Consider the following 18,465-nt stretch of genomic DNA (forward strand, 5'->3'; position numbering starts at 1 on the left):
GTTTAACATTAAATACTTTATTTCGCTAAAAAATGTAATAAGTAGCCTTTCAAAACAAACTATAGTAAACTATTTTACTTGTACCGTATAATTCCCTGTTCCACCACCATACTTATATACACTTAAGTAATATTTCCCTGGCTTTGCATTATAATTTCCAAGCAATTTGTTTCCATCACGTTTTGTTGCATAAGCTACATAATTATTTAAATCTGATTCAGAATATAATACCCAGTTCAATCCAAGATTTTGTTCGTTCGTAACAGAAATTTGTAAATCTTTTTGATCCTTTACATCAATAACAAATTTATCCCCCTGATCTTGATCGCTCAAGGTTCCTCTTAACAAAATATTCAAAGATAGTGGGTTTGCTGTTTCAAATGAATTATTCGGTTCTTTTTCTACAGCCGTACCTTCTTCCGTATTCACTCCGCTAAACACAACATCATATTCAAATTGCCCAGCATTATTTACACGGTAATTTACAAAATAAGCAGTCAATGTTTTATATCCAGTCCACTCTTTTCCTGAAAGACGTTTCAACATATCATTCGTTGCTTCATTCATCACTTTCCAGTCCTCAACTTCTCCTTTAGCCGCACTTCCTGTATATGTCCCCTGTAGTGTAAATGTATTAAAGAATTGTGATTTATTCTTTGTTACTTTCACATCTTTTAATTTCGCTTCATTCGTAATATCTGACGTAACGTCCGAAAGCGATTTTGGATCATGCTGAGTTAAATACTCATCTGATACTTGTGGAATTGTATACTTATCACGATTATCAATAAGCATTTGCATATAAGATTGATATTCTTCATTTAACTTATTATCTTTGCTTAATGTAGCACGGTATTCATCGTAACTTGAAACATCATTTGCGCGAATTAAATCATGTACTTTATCGAACATTTCTGGGCGCTTATTATACATATATGATTGCAGTGCAAACGAATAATTATAAAAATCCCACGTTCCATATTTCGCATTTAATGTTTGTGATGCTGTATAACGTTTTGCAGGATCATTAGATAACCCACCAATTATACTTTTTCGTGGTACTACACTATCTAATCGCGTTGCACCTGCAAAGAACTCTGCATTCCCTTCTTCAAACCATGTTAAACGTTCATTTTGATACATTTCCCCTTGGCCCCATAATCCCTGAACTTCGTACCTTCCCTGTAAGTAGTGCGTAAATTCATGGCGGAACAATTCTTCCAGACTATAAATACTTTGCTCTGGTGTACGTTCATATGTAAAGAAAGTCCCTGTCCCTTCAATATAAATCCCACCATTATTCGTTTCATATCCGTACAGTTGACGATTAAATTGATACTCATCTGGGCTATTATAAATAACCATCGTTAACACATCATCAGCATGTCCACTTTCAAGTGGTTTATCGCTACCAACTGTACGATAAAATTGAGAACGCACCTCTTTTGCCGCCCAGTATAGACGTTTAATTTTCTCTTCGCTAACTTTATCCCCAGCTTTAAAGACAATTGCACCATCATCAAACGTATACGTTTTCGGTAAATATTTCTTTTTACCCTCTTCTCGAATTTGATCTAAATTTACAGTTTTTCCATTCGCATCTATTCCTCCATAATTTGTAGTAATTTGTTCTGCCGCAACAAAGTATTGCTCTCCTAAATATGGATAAATTCGCATTGCATCTGTAACAACTTGTTGTCCTTTTGTGGGCGTGCTATGAAGCTTGCCCAATCGGCCAGCATAGTAAATTCCATTATTAATTAACCATCCGTTTTTATTTGTTACTGTACCAAGTAGTGCAAAACGATTTATTTCATTAATAAAGTTATCAATATTTCGAAACCACATCGTATCTTTTGGCTCTTTTCCAGTCGTGTACATATCCGTCTGAATATCAAAGTCAATTCCCTTCATCAACTCATATATAGCGTCTCCTTTTGTTCGGTCTTCAATGAAAGTTGCAAGATTATCGTTATATTGTTTAAAAATTTCACCTGCATATAAAACCGTTTCAACATCTGCTGATGCATTTCCAATTAATTTTCCATATGATGCAATTACTTTATTTTGTTCTGATGTACCAAGTTTGAAATTTGGATTTTTTGCAATTGTTTTTAAAGCTGGTAAACATTTATCATGGTAGCTACGCTCATTTAGTTTGCTTAATTCATCATGGTAAAAACCTAAATAAAACGCTGCACGTAGAGCTTCTACTAATGTTTCAATCCCTTTTGAATCATCTTGCGTATAAGCTTGTCCTTGTTCTGCTAGTTTATTAATAATCGCTTGCATTCGGCTATCATCTTGATAGAATTTAAGACTATCACTATTAAACTGAAATAATTCTGGAATTTGATACCATTTAATTGTCACAAGAAGGTCAGTTAATTGTTTATTATTTAATTGATTTAACTCAGCCATCGAATACTTTTTTTCTTCAGCTAACGGCTTAATATTATCGGTTGGTGCTAGTGGACGCTGCGATAAATCCGCTAATTTTAACCGTTTTGTAAAAGATTCATTTTCTTGTACTTTTGAAGGGTGCGCCAATTCATCAACAGATTTCTGTATTCCTACCGGCTCCATTTGTAATACGTTCTTCACATTTTTCTCTTTTGTCTCTGCTTGAATTTGCAAACCATTACATGTTATTGTCACTAGTCCAACACCAAGAATCCACTTAGAAATTTTCGAATATTTAACCATACCATTGCCCCCTAATGATTTAAATGAAAATTCAGAATTTTAAAATCAAAAAACCCACTTATTTGTATGTATTTACAGTTCCCCTATAAATACAACTATGATTAATAATGCAATAGTAGCTTGTTTTATACTATTACGAGTACAGATTCCTTACATACAATCTCCCTTCCTTACATGTAATACAAGCAAAAACCGTGCCAATCATATTTCTTATGAATAGCCAACATTCTTTTATAAATACTGTAGAATAAAATATACATAGGTGTTTCGGCAATGTATAAATCATTTGACACAAAATCTAATGTTTATGAAGAACAAATTCATTGAATGTTATAAATTCATTAGGCAGTAAATAATCCCCAATTATTAAATCTCTCAAAAAAAGGTAAACAAACATATTCCATAAAGCTAATATGTTCGTTTACCTTTTTCTATTTCAAATCAACAGCAAAATATCGTTGAATAAAAACAGCATGAATAAGTATTTTGTTATTCATTTCTCTTTTTCATATAATCTTTTTCACATTGCAACGGCTTAAATTTCACTTTTTTCCCTTTCTTCTTTTTCGTTTTTATAACGAGCCATTCCCCTTTTTCAACGTCTAGTTTTAGGCGTTTCATTACATTGATATTATCTTTTTCTTTATAAAGTAAAAATGCTTCTTGCGCCCTCACAAATAGGCTGGGCTGTTCGCTAAATCCACCACTATCATAAATTTTAGTTAGCGAAGTATAATAAGAATCATTTTCCTTTCCACCATACATCAAATGAGCAGCCTCCAGATCTCTTTTACTTACTTCCCAAAAACTATGTTCATCAATATTTAAATTAAATGTGGATTTAATGTCCTGTATTATATTCTTCACATACTTTTCATCTCTAACTTTTCTTTCTTCGAGACAATCCGAAGATAACTCTGGTGCGTCTGATTGGGAATGTACAACGTGTTGTATCGATACACACAGAATAAATACGCTTAAAATGTAAAATATTTTTTTCATATTTACATATCACCTCAAATGATTTAGATACTATATCATTTGAGGCTTACAATATTCTTATGCTAATAATAAGAAAGATCCTATAAAATAAAATTTTTATAGGATCTTTCCTTTTAATATTGCTTTATCAAATTCACGGGCGGGACAACTACCTTACTACTTTTCACATCATATAATCCTATAGGTGTTACTCGTATAAAAGGCAAGTGCGTCGCAGAAAAGAATAAAATTGTAAATGCTGGATCATCATACGCGTAGCCACGCTCTTGTAGTAATTTCACCATCTGTTTCTCTTCCTGTATTAATTCTCTCATTTTTAAATTAGACATAATCCCGAGCAATGGTAATGCTATTTCGTGTAACACTTCATTGTTTTCTACTATGACCATTCCACCACCGAGCTCTTTTACTCTACGAAAAGCTGTAAGCATATCTTCTTTTCTTTTTCCGATAAGAATGATGTCACCTGTACCAGAATAAGAGCTAGCAAGCCCACCTAGTTCTTTTGCAAAACCTTTGACAGCTATATTCACTTGCCAACTGCCATCACGAGCAATCATCATAAGGAAACATTCATCATGATCTGTGGACAATTCATCACAGTCTATATTGATTTCACTAGTGTATGGTTTTGTAATAACGTTATTTAATAAGTGTATCCCCGTTTTATTAGAGAAAATCATATCCTCTTTTTCTATTGACCAATCTAATGATAATTGAGTTACTTTATGTTTACTCCAGTCTATATGTAATGCCTCATGTGTATTTACACCGTCACGCTTCACCCATTTCCCCTTTGCAAGGACACTAATTGGTACTGGGTTTTCTTTACTTTCTAAAATATTGATATTAGCAATTCTACCTGTCGCAATCGAACCATGTACATGTTCCATATTATAATAACGAGCAATATTATAACTTGCCATATCGTATGCATCTATTACTGGCACTCCTTGTTTTATCGCGGTAGAAATCATAACGTTTGTCATTCCATTCTCATAAAACGAAGGATGTGAGCCGTCTGTTGTAAAAAAGAATCTATCAAACTGCTTTACGCCTAGTTCCAACAATTCTTTCAGTAAAACTTCTAAATCTGGGCGGATTGAAGAATTTCTTAGGGAAACAGTGTAACCTTGCATAAGACGAGTAAAAGCTTCCTGCCCTGTCATCGCTTCATGATCACAATCTGTACCTAACAGTTTTAACTTCGCTAAAGTCGTTTCAGATGCACCTGGAAAATGTCCTTCTACTTTCTTCTGCAATCGCTTCGTTTCCTGCATCCAAGTTAACATTTCATCATCGCCATGTAATAGTTTTGGCCACGCTGTTAGTTCGCCGCCTTGAAGAACTGCTTTATGCTTAAGCCATTCTATTATTTCTTCACGATTAAATAAAGTTTCCCCGTTTTGCAATTCAGTTTGTCCATCAAAACGACACCACCAATACATACTTGCTGGAATCTTTTCAAATTCATCTAATAAACGAAATGCTTCTTCACGCTTTAATGTGAAAAATAAAGTTAAATTATCATTAATAAAAGTTGTTGTCCCAAACTGCATCGCATGATTCGCTAAAGTTTCAGGATTATATAATTGATATGGATGTGCATGAGGTTCTATGTAACTTGGAACTACATACTTTCCATCACAATCAATGACTTCACATTCATGCAGTTGCACTGGCAGCTTTTCCCCTACATAAACAATCCGGTCATCATAGATCCAAATATTTGCTTGCATCCACTCGCGCATATAGGAATTTAAATAAGTTGCGTTCTTACATAAAATGTGCGGACTTCTTTTACCATCTATTACTTCAACATGCTCTCGTAATTGTTTATTACTCCATTTATAATGATTTTCTCCCATTGTATTCAACTCCAAATCAACTCATAATCATTTTGATTAAAACGAGAAATAATTAACTAACTAAAGTATTTTCCATTCATAACTCCCCTATTGGCGCCCCTATATCCTTTATTATATTTAATAATTTAAAAAATAACAATTTTCAGAACTGTATACCTTTTTTATCCAAAATAAAAAGAATGTCATGTAACTGACATCCTTTTTATTTTTATCGTAAGCATTAAGATTGATTTTCACTTTGAAATACACTTGATGCCATATCATAAATGCAACTACTGTCCATAGTTGCGAACTTAAAAAAGCACCTCTTTTAAATATAACTATAACAAAATTCCATTCACTTTCTTTTCATCTATTTATTAAATTCAATTTGCATCATTTTATTAAACTGCGGAACAATATCGACCCCACCTATAGAGTTGAGACTGATAGCCAATGTATGTTTGCCTCCAATTACTCCCCCAGCAAAAGTTGTAAATCCAGGAATTCCTCCTCCATGCCCCCAAACTGAAACACCGTTTGGAAGTTTAGTCTCATAGATTCCAAGACCGTATGCGTCACCAACCCCTTTTCCTTCTATAGGAACTGTAGTAAGCATTTCTTTTAGCTCGCGTTCCTTCAGTAACTTACCACCGAGTAAAGATGAAAAGAACTTATTTAAATCATCCGCATTAGAAATCATATCTCCAGCTGCATTAGCTAAACTCGGATTATAATAAGTAATATCTTTCAACTCGCCTGTTCCTTCCATTTTCACATATCCACGAGCATGATTCTTTCCTGGGATGACGGGTGAATTTCCTGGTAAAAACGTATTTGATAGGTCCAAAGGTTCAATAATTCGCTTTTCGATTTCTTCCGCATAACTATTTCCAGTTATTTTTTCAATAAGCATTCCTAGTATTACGTATCCTGTGTTTGAATACAACCAGTCTTTTCCCGGCGAAAAATCTGGAGGCAGCGAAAGACCTATTTTCACTATTTCTTCTGCTGTATACGTTTTTTTCGAATTCATTATGTCCGCGTCTTTTGACTTTAAGTATTCAGCGATACCACTCGTATGATTCAAAAGTTGTCGTATCGTAATTTGATTACCATCATACCCATTTTCTTGCACGAGACCCGGTAGCCACTTTTCAATTGGATCGTCAAGTTGTAAGCGATTTTCTCCTACTAATTGAAGAATAGTCGTGGCAGTAAACGACTTCGTCACACTACCAATCCGAAAGCGATAATCCGAATTCACCGGTTTCTTTGTACTTAAGTCCGCCACGCCAGCAGTAAAACTACTAGTTTTTCCGTTATTAGACGCCTTAGCTAATATTCCTACAGCACCAAGCTGTACTGTTTCCTGCATTACTTGTTTCCAGCCATTACGATTCTTTTGATCATGTACTTGTGACGAACTAGAAATATTTTGAGTTGACTCTGCAGTCACAGTAAAACCAGGTGTAAATAGAGCAGTACCCGCTAATAAAACTGCAAAACTTGCTAACTTAATTGAATTACATTTTTTCATAAGGCTTTCTCTCCTCCATTAATATCGGATTGATTCAAGCTATACTTTCATCCTATATGATAAATCTCTCTTTTTTCTTATCCATTCCTTACGAAATACTTACGTTTAAATTTAAATACGGTAAACTGAGGAAGAGTTATGCATGCAAATAAAAAGAGAACATGTTTTCATTTTTTATGTAAACATGTTCTCTTAAACATTTAAAATTCTATATCAACTTTTCATCCTATTCTTTACACAACTAATTTATATTCCTTTTTACCAGCCCGCACTAGCATTCATACCATTTCCAATAATAGAAAGTAATAGCGGCCATAATACTGGTCCTAGTGTAAGAAATACATTTAGAAGTATGAGCATTCTATATCCAACGGTGAAATTGTGATTTTTACGATTAACAAATACTAAACTGATTAATGATATTATAGTTGTTAAAAATAATACTAACATTAGCAACCAATACCACACCATTAAACTAAGACTCCATGGTGTTAATAGCTCATGTATGATACAAAATGAGATTCCTAATACAGAAAAACTAAAACTAGTCACCGCTGTTTTTATAAGCCATTTATTTATTTTTTTATCGTATGTATTTTTACAATATAAATCTATTAAAGTATATAAAGATAAATATGCCATTAATACACCTATCCAAGACAATAACCAGTCTCCGTCCCCTTTGAATAATACGTACAGTAACCAACACATGCCTACTGCTGAAAAAACAAAGGAAATAAGTATGCTTTTTAATACCGATTTCATTACATTTTCACACCCTTAAAAAATTAAGTATAGGTTAACATGTAATGAAGTATAAGTAAATAAAGTTAATTTTGTTTACCTATTTGAATACGGTTTCATATAAGAAAATAATTCATGTTAATCAAATTTCCATATAAAAAAGAAAAGGTGAATATTTATGTATCCACCTTCCCATCTCCCTCTACCCACTTCATTATTTCTTCCACATCTAAATCCGTATACGTCTTTTCACCATAACGAACAGACTCATATAACGAGATAATATCCCTTGTTCTACAAATTCTTTTTAACCATTGTTGCATCGTTTCATAGGACCTTCTCTGTTCATGAAATGGTAATGTTCTTTCCCATTCAACTAACGTTTTTCTTATCTTATCTGTCGGTAACGGCTGTTCTAACTGATGAATGACTTTTTCATTCTTTATGCTTCTTACCGCGGTGTGCTTTGTAATCAATTCTTTCTCCTGTACTATTTCTGTTTTCGTCAATTTTTTCCTAATATACTTGTAGATGGCATATATAATTGATATTGCAATTATCACATAAAAAGCTATAGTAATCCATATATTTGAAAGAACAGAAAGCACGTCACTCCATAGACTTTCTCTTTCGAAAGGTTGAAATTTTTTACCCGTTTTCGTTCTTATACCTGTATCTTCTACTTCTTCATATTCATCTTCATCTATTTTGGAATCATCAAAATTTTCACCTATACTAGTAAAGTCATAATTTCTTTCCGATATTGTCTTAGTCTTACTGAAAAAACGCTCTTTTACTATGTCCTGTACATACACAACACCTTGTGATAACGTTATCGCACTAATCGCAAAGAAAAGTATGATTAAAGTTCTTACACTCCATAACTTCACTTTCATATGCCGCTTCTTATTCACCATGACATAAGCCCCTTCTTATTCTTTCATTACAATCCATTTATTCGTTCTACTGTATTTCTTTGGTGAAGTACCGATAATTAAAGGAACCGCATCCAGTTCCTTTCGACGAAAGCCTGCTGTGTAAAAGTAAGAAGAAGATATAGGCGTATCTTGGTCTGATATCGAGGCAAGTACCTTTAATACATTTTGCAAATGTTTCCGATTATCCCCATTTTTTATATGTAGCAAACCGTTATCTTTTACACTATTGATCCATACTTCAAACGAACAGTTTTGCATAAGAAGTTGTTTGCATATACCTGCTGTTAATTCAATTAGTTCCTCTATATCATTTCGCAAAGAAACACCACTTTTATTTTGCAAGTTGAGATAAATCGCGTATTTATCACATTGTGTTCGCTCATACTTTTTCGCAGTTATCGTCCCTGTTTTCGCTGTTGCACTCCAGTGGATGGAACGAAAATCTTCATTTTCATAAGACTTTACTCCCATTACCTTCGTTTCATCATATAAGGGTGAAGACATCGCTTTTCGAAATCCTCGTGACCATTCTTGTAATTCAGGAACTTGTATTTTCGGAACAGCTGGTAAGACTAAATAAGAGGGCGTATCAACTTGTTTATATGTTATATGGTTCGTTATAAATCCAAAGAGATCAGTAATAACAATTTCAACTTCTTCCCATTTCGCGATGCCTCTTTTTAACGCTACAGCTTGCAAATCAAATGAAACCGACTCCCTTCCTTTTAAATTAAAATTCATATAATAATTTGAACCTGTACTATGATTTTTGTTTATTTCATCATGATTCCAAGTTAGCTTATTTTCACATTTAAATCGAAATACGATATTAAGAATAGGAAATATCGACTTGTTTGAAATTTTCATTTTGCACATATTCGTTTCACCTATAAAAACGTTCGAATTCCCTTGACTGTATTCCCATTCAACACGAGATACTTTACGTATATATACATGCATAGCACCTATTAAAATTACATATAAAAATACGAGAGATAAAAACAGTAGATTACTTGAAAATACACTTAAAATAACGGCTACAACTGACATAACCCCCATTACGAAAGGCTCCGCTAAAGATGTATACGCAAGCTGTTGATTCATCGTACATTCTCCACTGGCACACTAATCGTATGAAGAATTTCTTTCATAATTTGTTCTTTCTTCGTTTTCATCTCTCCCTCAATCGTTAACGTTAAACGATGAGCACAAACGGATGCAGCGAGCGTGTTAATATCATCTGGCGTACAGTAATCTCTTTCATTTAATATTGCCCGTGCTTGAATTGCTCTCATAAATGCCAACGTTCCCCGAGGGCTTACACCAATTTCAATTAACTCATGGTTACGAGTTGCTTCAATAATTTCAAGGAGATAATCTTGCACATCATTCCCTACTAACACTTCTCTTGCACGCTTTTGCATCGTAATAATTTCTTCACTTGAAATAATAGAATGTAACGTTTCTAATGGATCATTCATTTGAAACCGATTCATCATTTCCTTTTCAGCTTCTCTCGTAGGATAACCTTGGCGTATTGTGAGTAAAAACCGGTCTAACTGAGCATCTGGTAACGGAAATGTGCCCGCTGATTCGAGTGGATTTTGCGTTGCTATAACTAAAAAAGGTTCTGGTAATGAATGTGTCTGTTTCGCAATTGTAACAGTACGCTCTTCCATAACCTCAAGTAACGAAGATTGTGTTCTCGGTACAGCTCGATTAATTTCATCCACTAATACGATATTTGCAAAAATAGGACCTAACCTCGTTTTAAATTCAGATTCCTTCACATCAAAATATTCGAGACCAATAACATCTCCCGGCAAAGTATCCGCTGTAAATTGTATTCTTTGAAATTTAGCGTCCACACTTTTAGCCAAACTTTTCGCTAATGTTGTTTTTCCTGTCCCAGGTACATCCTCTAATAAAATGTGTCCTCTTGCTATAAGAGCTATAGCTGCAAGTTCAATCGCTTCATCCTTACCTATAATAACCTTCGAAATATTGTTAGTAATTTTCTTTAATGTACTCATATAGTAATCTACCACCTTTTAATTATCTAAAAATTAAGAATATATTTTTTCCAAATTATAACATTTAATTCGAAGATGAAATAGAGTGAAAATAAATCTTTTATTTTTTCTTCATTGCACGCAAAAAAGCACCTATTGTCGTATATTGACAATGAGGTGCTTAACTCAATCCAACAGCCTTCTTTCCCTCTAATTTTTAGTAACAATACATCCTTTTTTCTCCCACGCATGCATTGTTTTCAATTAACTAGTAAAATGCATTCTAATATTACATATAATAAAAACCATTTCGATTTGTTCGTTATAGAACTTCCTCTACATCAACACTCTCTATCTTCACTTCATACATATTTGGGATATTTACTCCTTTTGGTACCCATGCATAATAATTTTGATCATTTTCTAATATAAATTGAACTAACTTTGTTTCTGAAACATTCCAGAAATTTTTAAGATTATCAATGTAGTCTTCTAAATCTTCTTTATAGTCCAGTTGTAATATATAATCTCTTACCGTCAGGGCAAACACAATTAAACTTCCTAATAGATTTTTTTGCTCATTTTCTTCTTCATACTCTTGTGGTAAAAACCATACTTGACCTATTCCTATCGTTTTTTTGTATTTTTCATAAAAACTACTATCATCCATATTCTCATAGTCATGTATTAATTCATTGACCAATGAATGCCATCTTGGCGGAATAATATTTTCCAATGTAGGATTATGTTCAATTCCTTCTACTATATCCTCGATTTCTTCTGTCTCATCTTCATAGTGATATTCACTTAGGTCTATATGCTTGAATTTCATTTCATTTTTATAATGTGCCAAATCATATGGATAATGGTTATTACCTTTTAAACTTGTATCATCAAGTTCGAGTATCTTTACTATTGCAGCTGTCTCAAAGCTCCAATACCCTACATATCCAGGTTCTTTATGCGCATTTTTCCATTCATAATCATAATGGCCTTTAAACCATTCTTTCTCCATGTACGTTTGTAATCTTTTAGATGCTTCTTTTTTATCTGTTTGTGCAAGTTCTATAATCTCTCTCGTTTTTGCATATGGATTTTCTTTATAATATCTATTCGTCACTTTTGTGTATCCGATATCACTAGCGCATAAGAGGAAATCAATTACTGCATCGTTCATATTTTCTTTCTCAACTAGCTTAGCTAAACTTACAAGATTCTTTTTCTCCGTCTCTAATAAAATTCCTAGAGATATCATCCAAATTAGATTTAAATATCCAACTTCTCTTTCCCCTATATGCCCCAAATCAATAAGAGCGTTGTCAAAATCTCCTTCTATTGTATGGATAGCTTCTCCTAGGGAATATTTTGCAATAATATCCTCTAACTCATAATTAAAGCTTGATAAGTAGGTTCCTTCTATAATACTATTATTATCCTTAGAATATCTTTGAATTCCCTTTTTCTCATCTTCTTCTAAACTTTTAATATCCTCTTTATTTTCTTGAATAAACTCTTTATTATATTCAATTCCTTCTCTACATTTTTCTTCTATAATTAAATAATCTCTCATTCTATTTGATTCCTCCTAGCTTCTAAATTATGGCCATTCTCCAATAATATTTCCCTTTGCATCTAATCTATATGTTTTTACTTTTCCGGTACTATCGACTTGTGATAGTACTCTTTCTACTTGATTTCTTTCCAGCGCTCTTTTAATCTTATCTGCCAATTTCTTATCTCCATCAACAGCTTTAAATATTCTACTTTTTTGGTCTTCGCACCATTCAACCAATCATTAGACATTTGTCGTCCATCTTTAGTTTTTCCTAATTGTGAACTGCCAAATTTAGCTTCATCAATAACATATTTGATCTTTGATTCTGCATTTGCATTTTCGTATAATCCATCAATCCCTTTTACTATTTTATCATTTATGCCTGATGGTGTACTTTTTCCGACTGGCTTTAAATCAAATCCAGCTTCTTTTAAACTTTGATTATTCAATAAATTGTCACTAGATTTTATTTCACCATAATTCCCTTTTTGCTTATTGGTAGCTGTTTTTGCATCAAAATTATCTACAGTTGTGTTTTTGTTACTGCTAGGTTTACCCTTACCACCATCTTTAGACTTCGCAAACTTATAAAAAGCTTCTAATAATTCGCCTTGAGGTATTTTGGTTACAATAGTTCCACCAACACTAGAGAATGCATAGGAAGCCTCTCTCTTAAATGATTGTAACATTTCAAGCGTAGGCTGCAATTCTTTTGCTAATTTTACTGCATTAGCAAATGTACTTACTCCACTTGATGCTTTTGCTCCTTTTGTGATATGGCCTATTGAAGATTTAATTAAATTATTCAATTAATTTCTATATACAGATATAAATAGAAGGTGATAACAATATGTTTATGAATTTACTAACATTCAATTAGATATTATGGATATTTAGATAAAAAAATCCAGTGATAATTCATAATTCGTCTGCGTTTCAACATCTCGTACATATTTCCTAATTAGCTCTTACATCTAGCTCACTGGATCCATTACCAACATTACCCTTATACCTACTTTAATACAAACTAAAAAATCCACAGTGTTAAAATTTATCACTGTGGATTCCAACATTTATTTTTCTTGGCAATGCACCATATCATAAGGGTAATATGAACTATCTTTCAAGGTTGAATCATCTAATTTTAAAATTTTAGCGATTGCTCCACTTTCAAAACTCCAGTAACCACTATAAATGTCATGTTTATTTTCATGTGCATCGTACCATGCTTCTTCTAAATGTCCCTTATACCAATACTCCTTTATATATTTCTCTAAATTTTTTATAGATTTCTCTTGTGAAATTTTATTACTCTCAATTACTTCTTTTAATTTGAAATATGGATATTTTACATAAAACTCACTTTGCTCATAAAAATCTGATGGCTCACTATTTCTAAAAGCAATAAAATAATTAATCAGATAATCATTTAATCCTTCTTTCCTTACCATTGCTATTAGTCTATTAAATTCTTTATCTTCAACATTTAGCATTACTGCTATAGATATTATCCATAACATACGTATATATCCACTTTCTTTATTCCACACTTTTTCCATTATATTTATTACTTCAGGTAAAAAATCACGAATAGTTTGGATAGAACAACCCGCAGAGTACATTGCCCTTAATTTATTAAAATGATACCCTTGTAACGCTATATATCCATTCTTTACACCTTTATCATCTTTGCCTCTTTCCTCAATAACCTTTTCAACCAATAATAAAAACTTTTCTATTCTCTTTTCCTCATAATTGATAAATTTGTTAAAATATATATCATTTTTGATTTTATCCCTTAGCATAATTTCTTTTCCACCTTTTATACTTCAAGAATTTTCTTCACAATCGTTCCGTCAGGCATAACTTGAATAACAATTCTTTGAACATTTTCTGGATTCAGCAACATCTCTTCCACAATTTCATCTGCTTTTTCTTTTGACAAAGTACTATCTAACCTTTCACTTCCAAGAATCCAATCTTCACTCATTTGCTTACCATCATTTGTTTTTCCTAATTTGGATGTGTTATACTTAGCCTCCGCTATCACATACTTAGGTGGCGGAGATGAATTTTCATATACAGCATCTATTCCCTTAACAACTTTTTGATCTAATGTTAATACACGATCATCACTAATTCTAGTATATGTTTGACTTTCAAAAAAGTCATCCATCTTCATTTCACCATAATTTCCTTTACGCTTCGTTGTTTTTAAAGCTACTTCGCCACTTTCTACTGATTCTATTACCGTACGTTGTTGTGCTCTAGCTGCTTCTAATGTTTGGGCTACTTTTCTAGATTCCTTAGCTATTTCACCAGTTTTACCCTTACCACCATCTTTAGATTTCGCAAACTTATAAAAAGCTTCTAATAATTCGCCTTGAGGTATTTTGGTTACAATAGTTCCACCAACACTAGAGAATGCATAGGAAGCATTTCTCTTAAATGATTGTAACATTTCAAGCGTAGGCTTCAATTCTTTTGCTAATTTTACTGCATTAGCAAATGTACTTACTCCACTTGATGCTTTTGCTCCTTTTGTGATATGGCCTACTTTATTTAGTGCCCTATCGCCTAATATTGTGGTAGCTATTTGTGTTAATCCATAGGTAGTCAATTCTGTACGACTCTCTGCATCTCCCTCTATCATATCTCGTTTTATTTTATTTGAAAATGCATGCCACATATTTTTTGCAGTTTCATCCAAATGGAAAAGTGCATAGGTTACATTAATAAAAGTTCCTATGTCCATATTACTTAAAGCTATTGCGGACTCGATTTCATCACCAATAGCTTTCCCCGATCCTCTTTGAATAGCTTCCCACATCTTTTTCGCTGTTTCAAACGTGCCAACTATACTGTCTGTCGCATCGTCACAAGCATTTCTAACCGGAGATTTCTTCTCAATTATGTTATTTGTTTCTATATCTTTAATTGACTGATCATTTTTTCGAGCTGTTTCTTCTATAATCCCCTGAATCGAACTCACCCAATCCATATTCAACCCTTGTGTACTAAACGTACCACTCACAGGACTAAATCCTTTCCCACTTTGCACTTCAGCGAGTCCGGCTGTGATGCTAGCTGCTAATTGGAGGGTGGTGCTGTAGTTGTTGCTGGATGAATGATTGAATTCATATAAATGCTCTAGTTTTTCTTCCAGTTTTTTTCTCATTGCACCTAATACCGTTACAATTGCATCTACTCCGGGCATTGGTGTAAGTACTTCTATTGCTTCTATACTTGTAATCGATTGATTAATTCCCCTTATTTGTTCTCTTATTTCTTGTTCAATCACATCTGTCGAAGCAACTTTCGCTTGGAACTCATTTGGAAATGCTTCATTTTGGCGAATTAATTCTTCACATAAGCATATGATTCCTTGCGCTAATGGCCGAAATGTTTGGACAAGGTAGGCTTTTGCACTACTGTATGTTTGTCCTTGTAATACTGTGTCTATCGCAAATGCATCAATAGATTGAATGGCTTGTTCCATACTTTGAATCGTAGCATTACATATAGCGTTCATACTTTGAGTTTGACTTTGTACTTCTCCCAAATACATGTTTAAACTCATGTATTGGCCTCCCTTTGTAGTTGCTGCTGTTCATAGGAAAGGTCGTTTTCTTTCTCACTGAGATGCCGTTTTTCTTTAAGCAACGTCTCTTTTTCATTTTCTAATTCGAATGTAAGTTTTCTTTCATACTGTCCGATTTCTTGCCGCATATTCGTAAAAAGGTGAAACACTTCTTTGTCGCCGTGCCAAGTTTCTAGTATTCGGTTAAATAAACGATTACTTCTATTTTTCCATTCATGAAAACTAACCTCAGCTCGTTCTTGATTTTGCAGCGCGATTCGGTTTTCATTTTGTTCTTCAAATATAATTCGTAATTTTTGATTACATTGACTGATTCTCGTTTCAATTTCTTGACTCATCTTTTCTCCCTACCTTTTCCCCTTTACGTAGGTTGTTACATTATTGAAAAGTCTTTTGAAGTCCTGTATCCATTTTCTCAAATTCATTTGCTACGGAATGGATATTATCAATTGTTTGTTGAAAAGCAGTACAAAATTGTTTCGTGATCTGTAAATTTTGTTGATTTGCCTCTTGTGCTTGGAAGTTCACAGATAGTGTCGTACGCGTTGCCTTATTTATAGAGCGACTAGTAGCACTTTGCATTCTATCTGAAGCATTTCTCATTTTCGTTGCAAGTTGCGTTGCCGTATGCAAATTACTTTGAAATTCTCCCATCACTTACTCCCCTCTACCTTGTATTTACAAGAAAATTATACCACGGAAAAATATCCCAATAAACCGAATATTCGAATTTAACATACAATTCAGCACTGTTACTGAGGATGCGAGCAACGCTTATCTATCAACATAACTGAGTCCAAAATGGATTCTACTTATACAAAAAAAGATGACTTCAGCCATATGCTAAAGTCATCTTTTTCTACCTTATTATTTTACTAATTCTCCATTATAAGCTTTTATATTAAGCGGAGCAGTTAAAAATTGTGCTGCTTTACTAACGAAAGATGTGAAGTGTTCACTCGTATTATGGCTCGCAACTGCTGCTTCATCTTTCCATACTTCTACCATCGTATAAACACTTTCTTTTTCTGTATCTTTATATAAGTCATAAGATACATTTCCACTTTCTTCTCTTGAACCGTGAATGAGTGGCTGAATTTCTTCTAAAAATGATTGTTGTTTTGCTGGGTCTACTTGAAATATTGCGTGAATAATAATCATGGTGTTTCCCCTTTCATATTCCATATATTTCTATGACCTAATTAGATTACTTCCACTCAGCAACTTTGTCAATTGGAAGACGTACTGATTGGTAACCACTATCAGCAGCTTTTCCGATTGAAATTAACATTACTGGTACGTAACGTTCTTTATCTAGTCCAAATGCTTCTGCGATTTGGTCTTTTTCAAATCCACCAATTGGACAAGTATCGTAACCGTGAGCACGAGCTGCTAGCATAAATTGCATTGCTACAAGGCCACCGTCAATTAATACTGTATCTTTCATTACTGCTGGTGTAACCATTGAGAAGTAAGCTGAAAGCTTTTTCATTTGGTCTTCTTTTACTTCTGCCGGCATTAAACCGCGCTCTACTGCTGTACCATAAATTTCTTCTGCGTTATCAAAGTTGTTTAAGTCACCAAATAAAGCGATCATTGCTGAAGATGTTTCTACTTGAGATTGATTGAATTTCGCTAGTGGCGCAAGTGTTGCTTTCGCTTCGTCACTTTCAATTACTAAAAATCTCCATGGTTGCATGTTTACAGATGATGGTGCAAGTGTTGCTTCTGTAAGAATTTCTGTCATTTCTTCTTTGCTAATTTTCACTGATGTGTCATATTTACGAATTGAACGACGTCCTGTTAAAATTTCGTTAAAATCATTTGTTTTTACTGAGTTAGTCATAGTTGTATTCTCCCTTTTTTATAATTCTTTTATATTTTCTTGAATGTGATTTAACATATTTAAAAGATTATCGCGCTGTTCTTCACTTAATCCTTTAAATGCAGATGCTGCAAAACGTTCTTTTTCCTCTTGAAACGCCTGAATTTTATTTCGTCCCTCTTCAGTTAGAGAAACTAACGTAATTCTGTTATCTTCTGGATTTTTACGTCTTACTATCATTTCATTTGCCTCAAGCTGCTTTAAATGCCTTGTTATCGCAGCATTATCAATATTCACTTCTTGTTGAAGTGCTTTTTGACTAATTTCACCTACTTCATATAACTGAAGTATAAGCTCTAACCTAGACTGGCTCATACCCGTACACCCTTCAAATTTCGAACTTACTTCTTTATTTAGAAAGTGTAATTTATATAAAATAATCGCTTCTTTTGAGCATGAACTTGTCAAATTACCCCTCCTTTACATCTAAAATAAAAACGTTTGATGTATCAATAGTTGATACGTCAATTAATATAATCTATATCGATTTAGAATGCAAGCATTTTGTTTTCATTTATATTTTTCCAAATTAAGGCGCTTTGCAGCATTACAAAAAATGTAAATTACATTATAATAGTAATAATTCAAATGACTGGAGAGTGATTGTAATGCGGCAATACACAAATAGAAATGAG

General features: G+C 33.4%; 16 protein-coding genes and 1 pseudogene. All 17 read right to left on the minus strand.

Features of this window, described 5'->3' with window-relative positions; genetic code table 11:
• Nucleotides 1-69: 69 nt before the first annotated feature.
• Entirely contained in the window at nt 70-2,706 is a 2,637-nt protein-coding gene (gene colA, locus MKY21_RS15080) for a collagenase ColA (RefSeq protein WP_000241882.1), read from the minus strand.
• A 489-nt stretch (nt 2,707-3,195) separates the two neighbouring features.
• Entirely contained in the window at nt 3,196-3,708 is a 513-nt protein-coding gene (locus tag MKY21_RS15085; protein WP_000719378.1) for a hypothetical protein, read from the minus strand.
• Nucleotides 3,709-3,821: 113 nt separating this feature from the next.
• Nucleotides 3,822-5,576, minus strand: a complete 1,755-nt coding sequence (locus tag MKY21_RS15090) for an adenine deaminase (protein WP_341076669.1) — start codon at nt 5,574-5,576, stop codon at nt 3,822-3,824.
• A gap of 352 nt (nt 5,577-5,928) precedes the next feature.
• Complete coding sequence (locus tag MKY21_RS15095) at nt 5,929-7,095, minus strand: serine hydrolase domain-containing protein (RefSeq protein WP_070184040.1); 1,167 nt, start codon at nt 7,093-7,095, stop codon at nt 5,929-5,931.
• 258 nt (nt 7,096-7,353) lie between these two features.
• Nucleotides 7,354-7,860, minus strand: coding sequence for a DUF3902 family protein (locus tag MKY21_RS15100; protein WP_000843833.1), 507 nt, complete (start codon nt 7,858-7,860; stop codon nt 7,354-7,356).
• 155 nt (nt 7,861-8,015) lie between these two features.
• Complete coding sequence (locus tag MKY21_RS15105) at nt 8,016-8,756, minus strand: hypothetical protein (RefSeq protein ID WP_000247505.1); 741 nt, start codon at nt 8,754-8,756, stop codon at nt 8,016-8,018.
• Between the two features lie 15 nt (nt 8,757-8,771).
• Complete coding sequence (locus MKY21_RS15110) at nt 8,772-9,881, minus strand: DUF58 domain-containing protein (protein ID WP_003312283.1); 1,110 nt, start codon at nt 9,879-9,881, stop codon at nt 8,772-8,774.
• Complete coding sequence (locus MKY21_RS15115; RefSeq protein ID WP_070184038.1) at nt 9,878-10,810, minus strand: AAA family ATPase; 933 nt, start codon at nt 10,808-10,810, stop codon at nt 9,878-9,880. The genes MKY21_RS15110 and MKY21_RS15115 overlap by 4 nt, the downstream gene beginning before the upstream one ends.
• 301 nt (nt 10,811-11,111) lie before the next feature.
• Complete coding sequence (locus MKY21_RS15120) at nt 11,112-12,359, minus strand: PoNi-like cognate immunity protein (RefSeq protein WP_030026209.1); 1,248 nt, start codon at nt 12,357-12,359, stop codon at nt 11,112-11,114.
• Nucleotides 12,360-12,386: 27 nt separating this feature from the next.
• A pseudogene (locus MKY21_RS15125) lies at nt 12,387-13,135 on the minus strand (hypothetical protein); the annotation flags it as partial.
• A 282-nt stretch (nt 13,136-13,417) separates the two neighbouring features.
• Nucleotides 13,418-14,149: a PoNe immunity protein domain-containing protein gene (locus tag MKY21_RS15130; RefSeq protein ID WP_000942842.1), complete on the minus strand. Its 732-nt coding sequence runs from the start codon at nt 14,147-14,149 to the stop codon at nt 13,418-13,420.
• 17 nt (nt 14,150-14,166) lie between these two features.
• On the minus strand, nt 14,167-15,924 hold the full coding sequence (locus tag MKY21_RS15135) for a T7SS effector LXG polymorphic toxin (RefSeq protein WP_341076676.1): 1,758 nt from the start codon (nt 15,922-15,924) through the stop codon (nt 14,167-14,169).
• Nucleotides 15,921-16,283, minus strand: coding sequence for a DUF3958 family protein (locus tag MKY21_RS15140; RefSeq protein ID WP_000076595.1), 363 nt, complete (start codon nt 16,281-16,283; stop codon nt 15,921-15,923). The genes MKY21_RS15135 and MKY21_RS15140 overlap by 4 nt, the downstream gene beginning before the upstream one ends.
• 40 nt (nt 16,284-16,323) lie before the next feature.
• Nucleotides 16,324-16,599 carry a TIGR04197 family type VII secretion effector gene (locus MKY21_RS15145; RefSeq protein WP_000503641.1) on the minus strand — a complete coding sequence of 92 codons (276 nt, stop codon included), beginning with the start codon at nt 16,597-16,599 and terminating at the stop codon, nt 16,324-16,326.
• A gap of 213 nt (nt 16,600-16,812) precedes the next feature.
• Nucleotides 16,813-17,106: a putative quinol monooxygenase gene (locus MKY21_RS15150; protein WP_000583816.1), complete on the minus strand. Its 294-nt coding sequence runs from the start codon at nt 17,104-17,106 to the stop codon at nt 16,813-16,815.
• Between the two features lie 46 nt (nt 17,107-17,152).
• Nucleotides 17,153-17,791 (minus strand): nitroreductase family protein, encoded by a 639-nt coding sequence (locus MKY21_RS15155; protein ID WP_341076677.1) that lies wholly within the window; start codon nt 17,789-17,791, stop codon nt 17,153-17,155.
• Between the two features lie 18 nt (nt 17,792-17,809).
• Entirely contained in the window at nt 17,810-18,238 is a 429-nt protein-coding gene (locus MKY21_RS15160; RefSeq protein ID WP_000204178.1) for a MarR family winged helix-turn-helix transcriptional regulator, read from the minus strand.
• Between the last annotated feature and the right edge of the window lie 227 nt (nt 18,239-18,465).

This window comes from Bacillus sp. FSL R9-9497, from assembly GCF_038005805.1.
Classification (GTDB): Bacteria; Bacillota; Bacilli; order Bacillales; family Bacillaceae_G; genus Bacillus_A; species Bacillus_A cereus.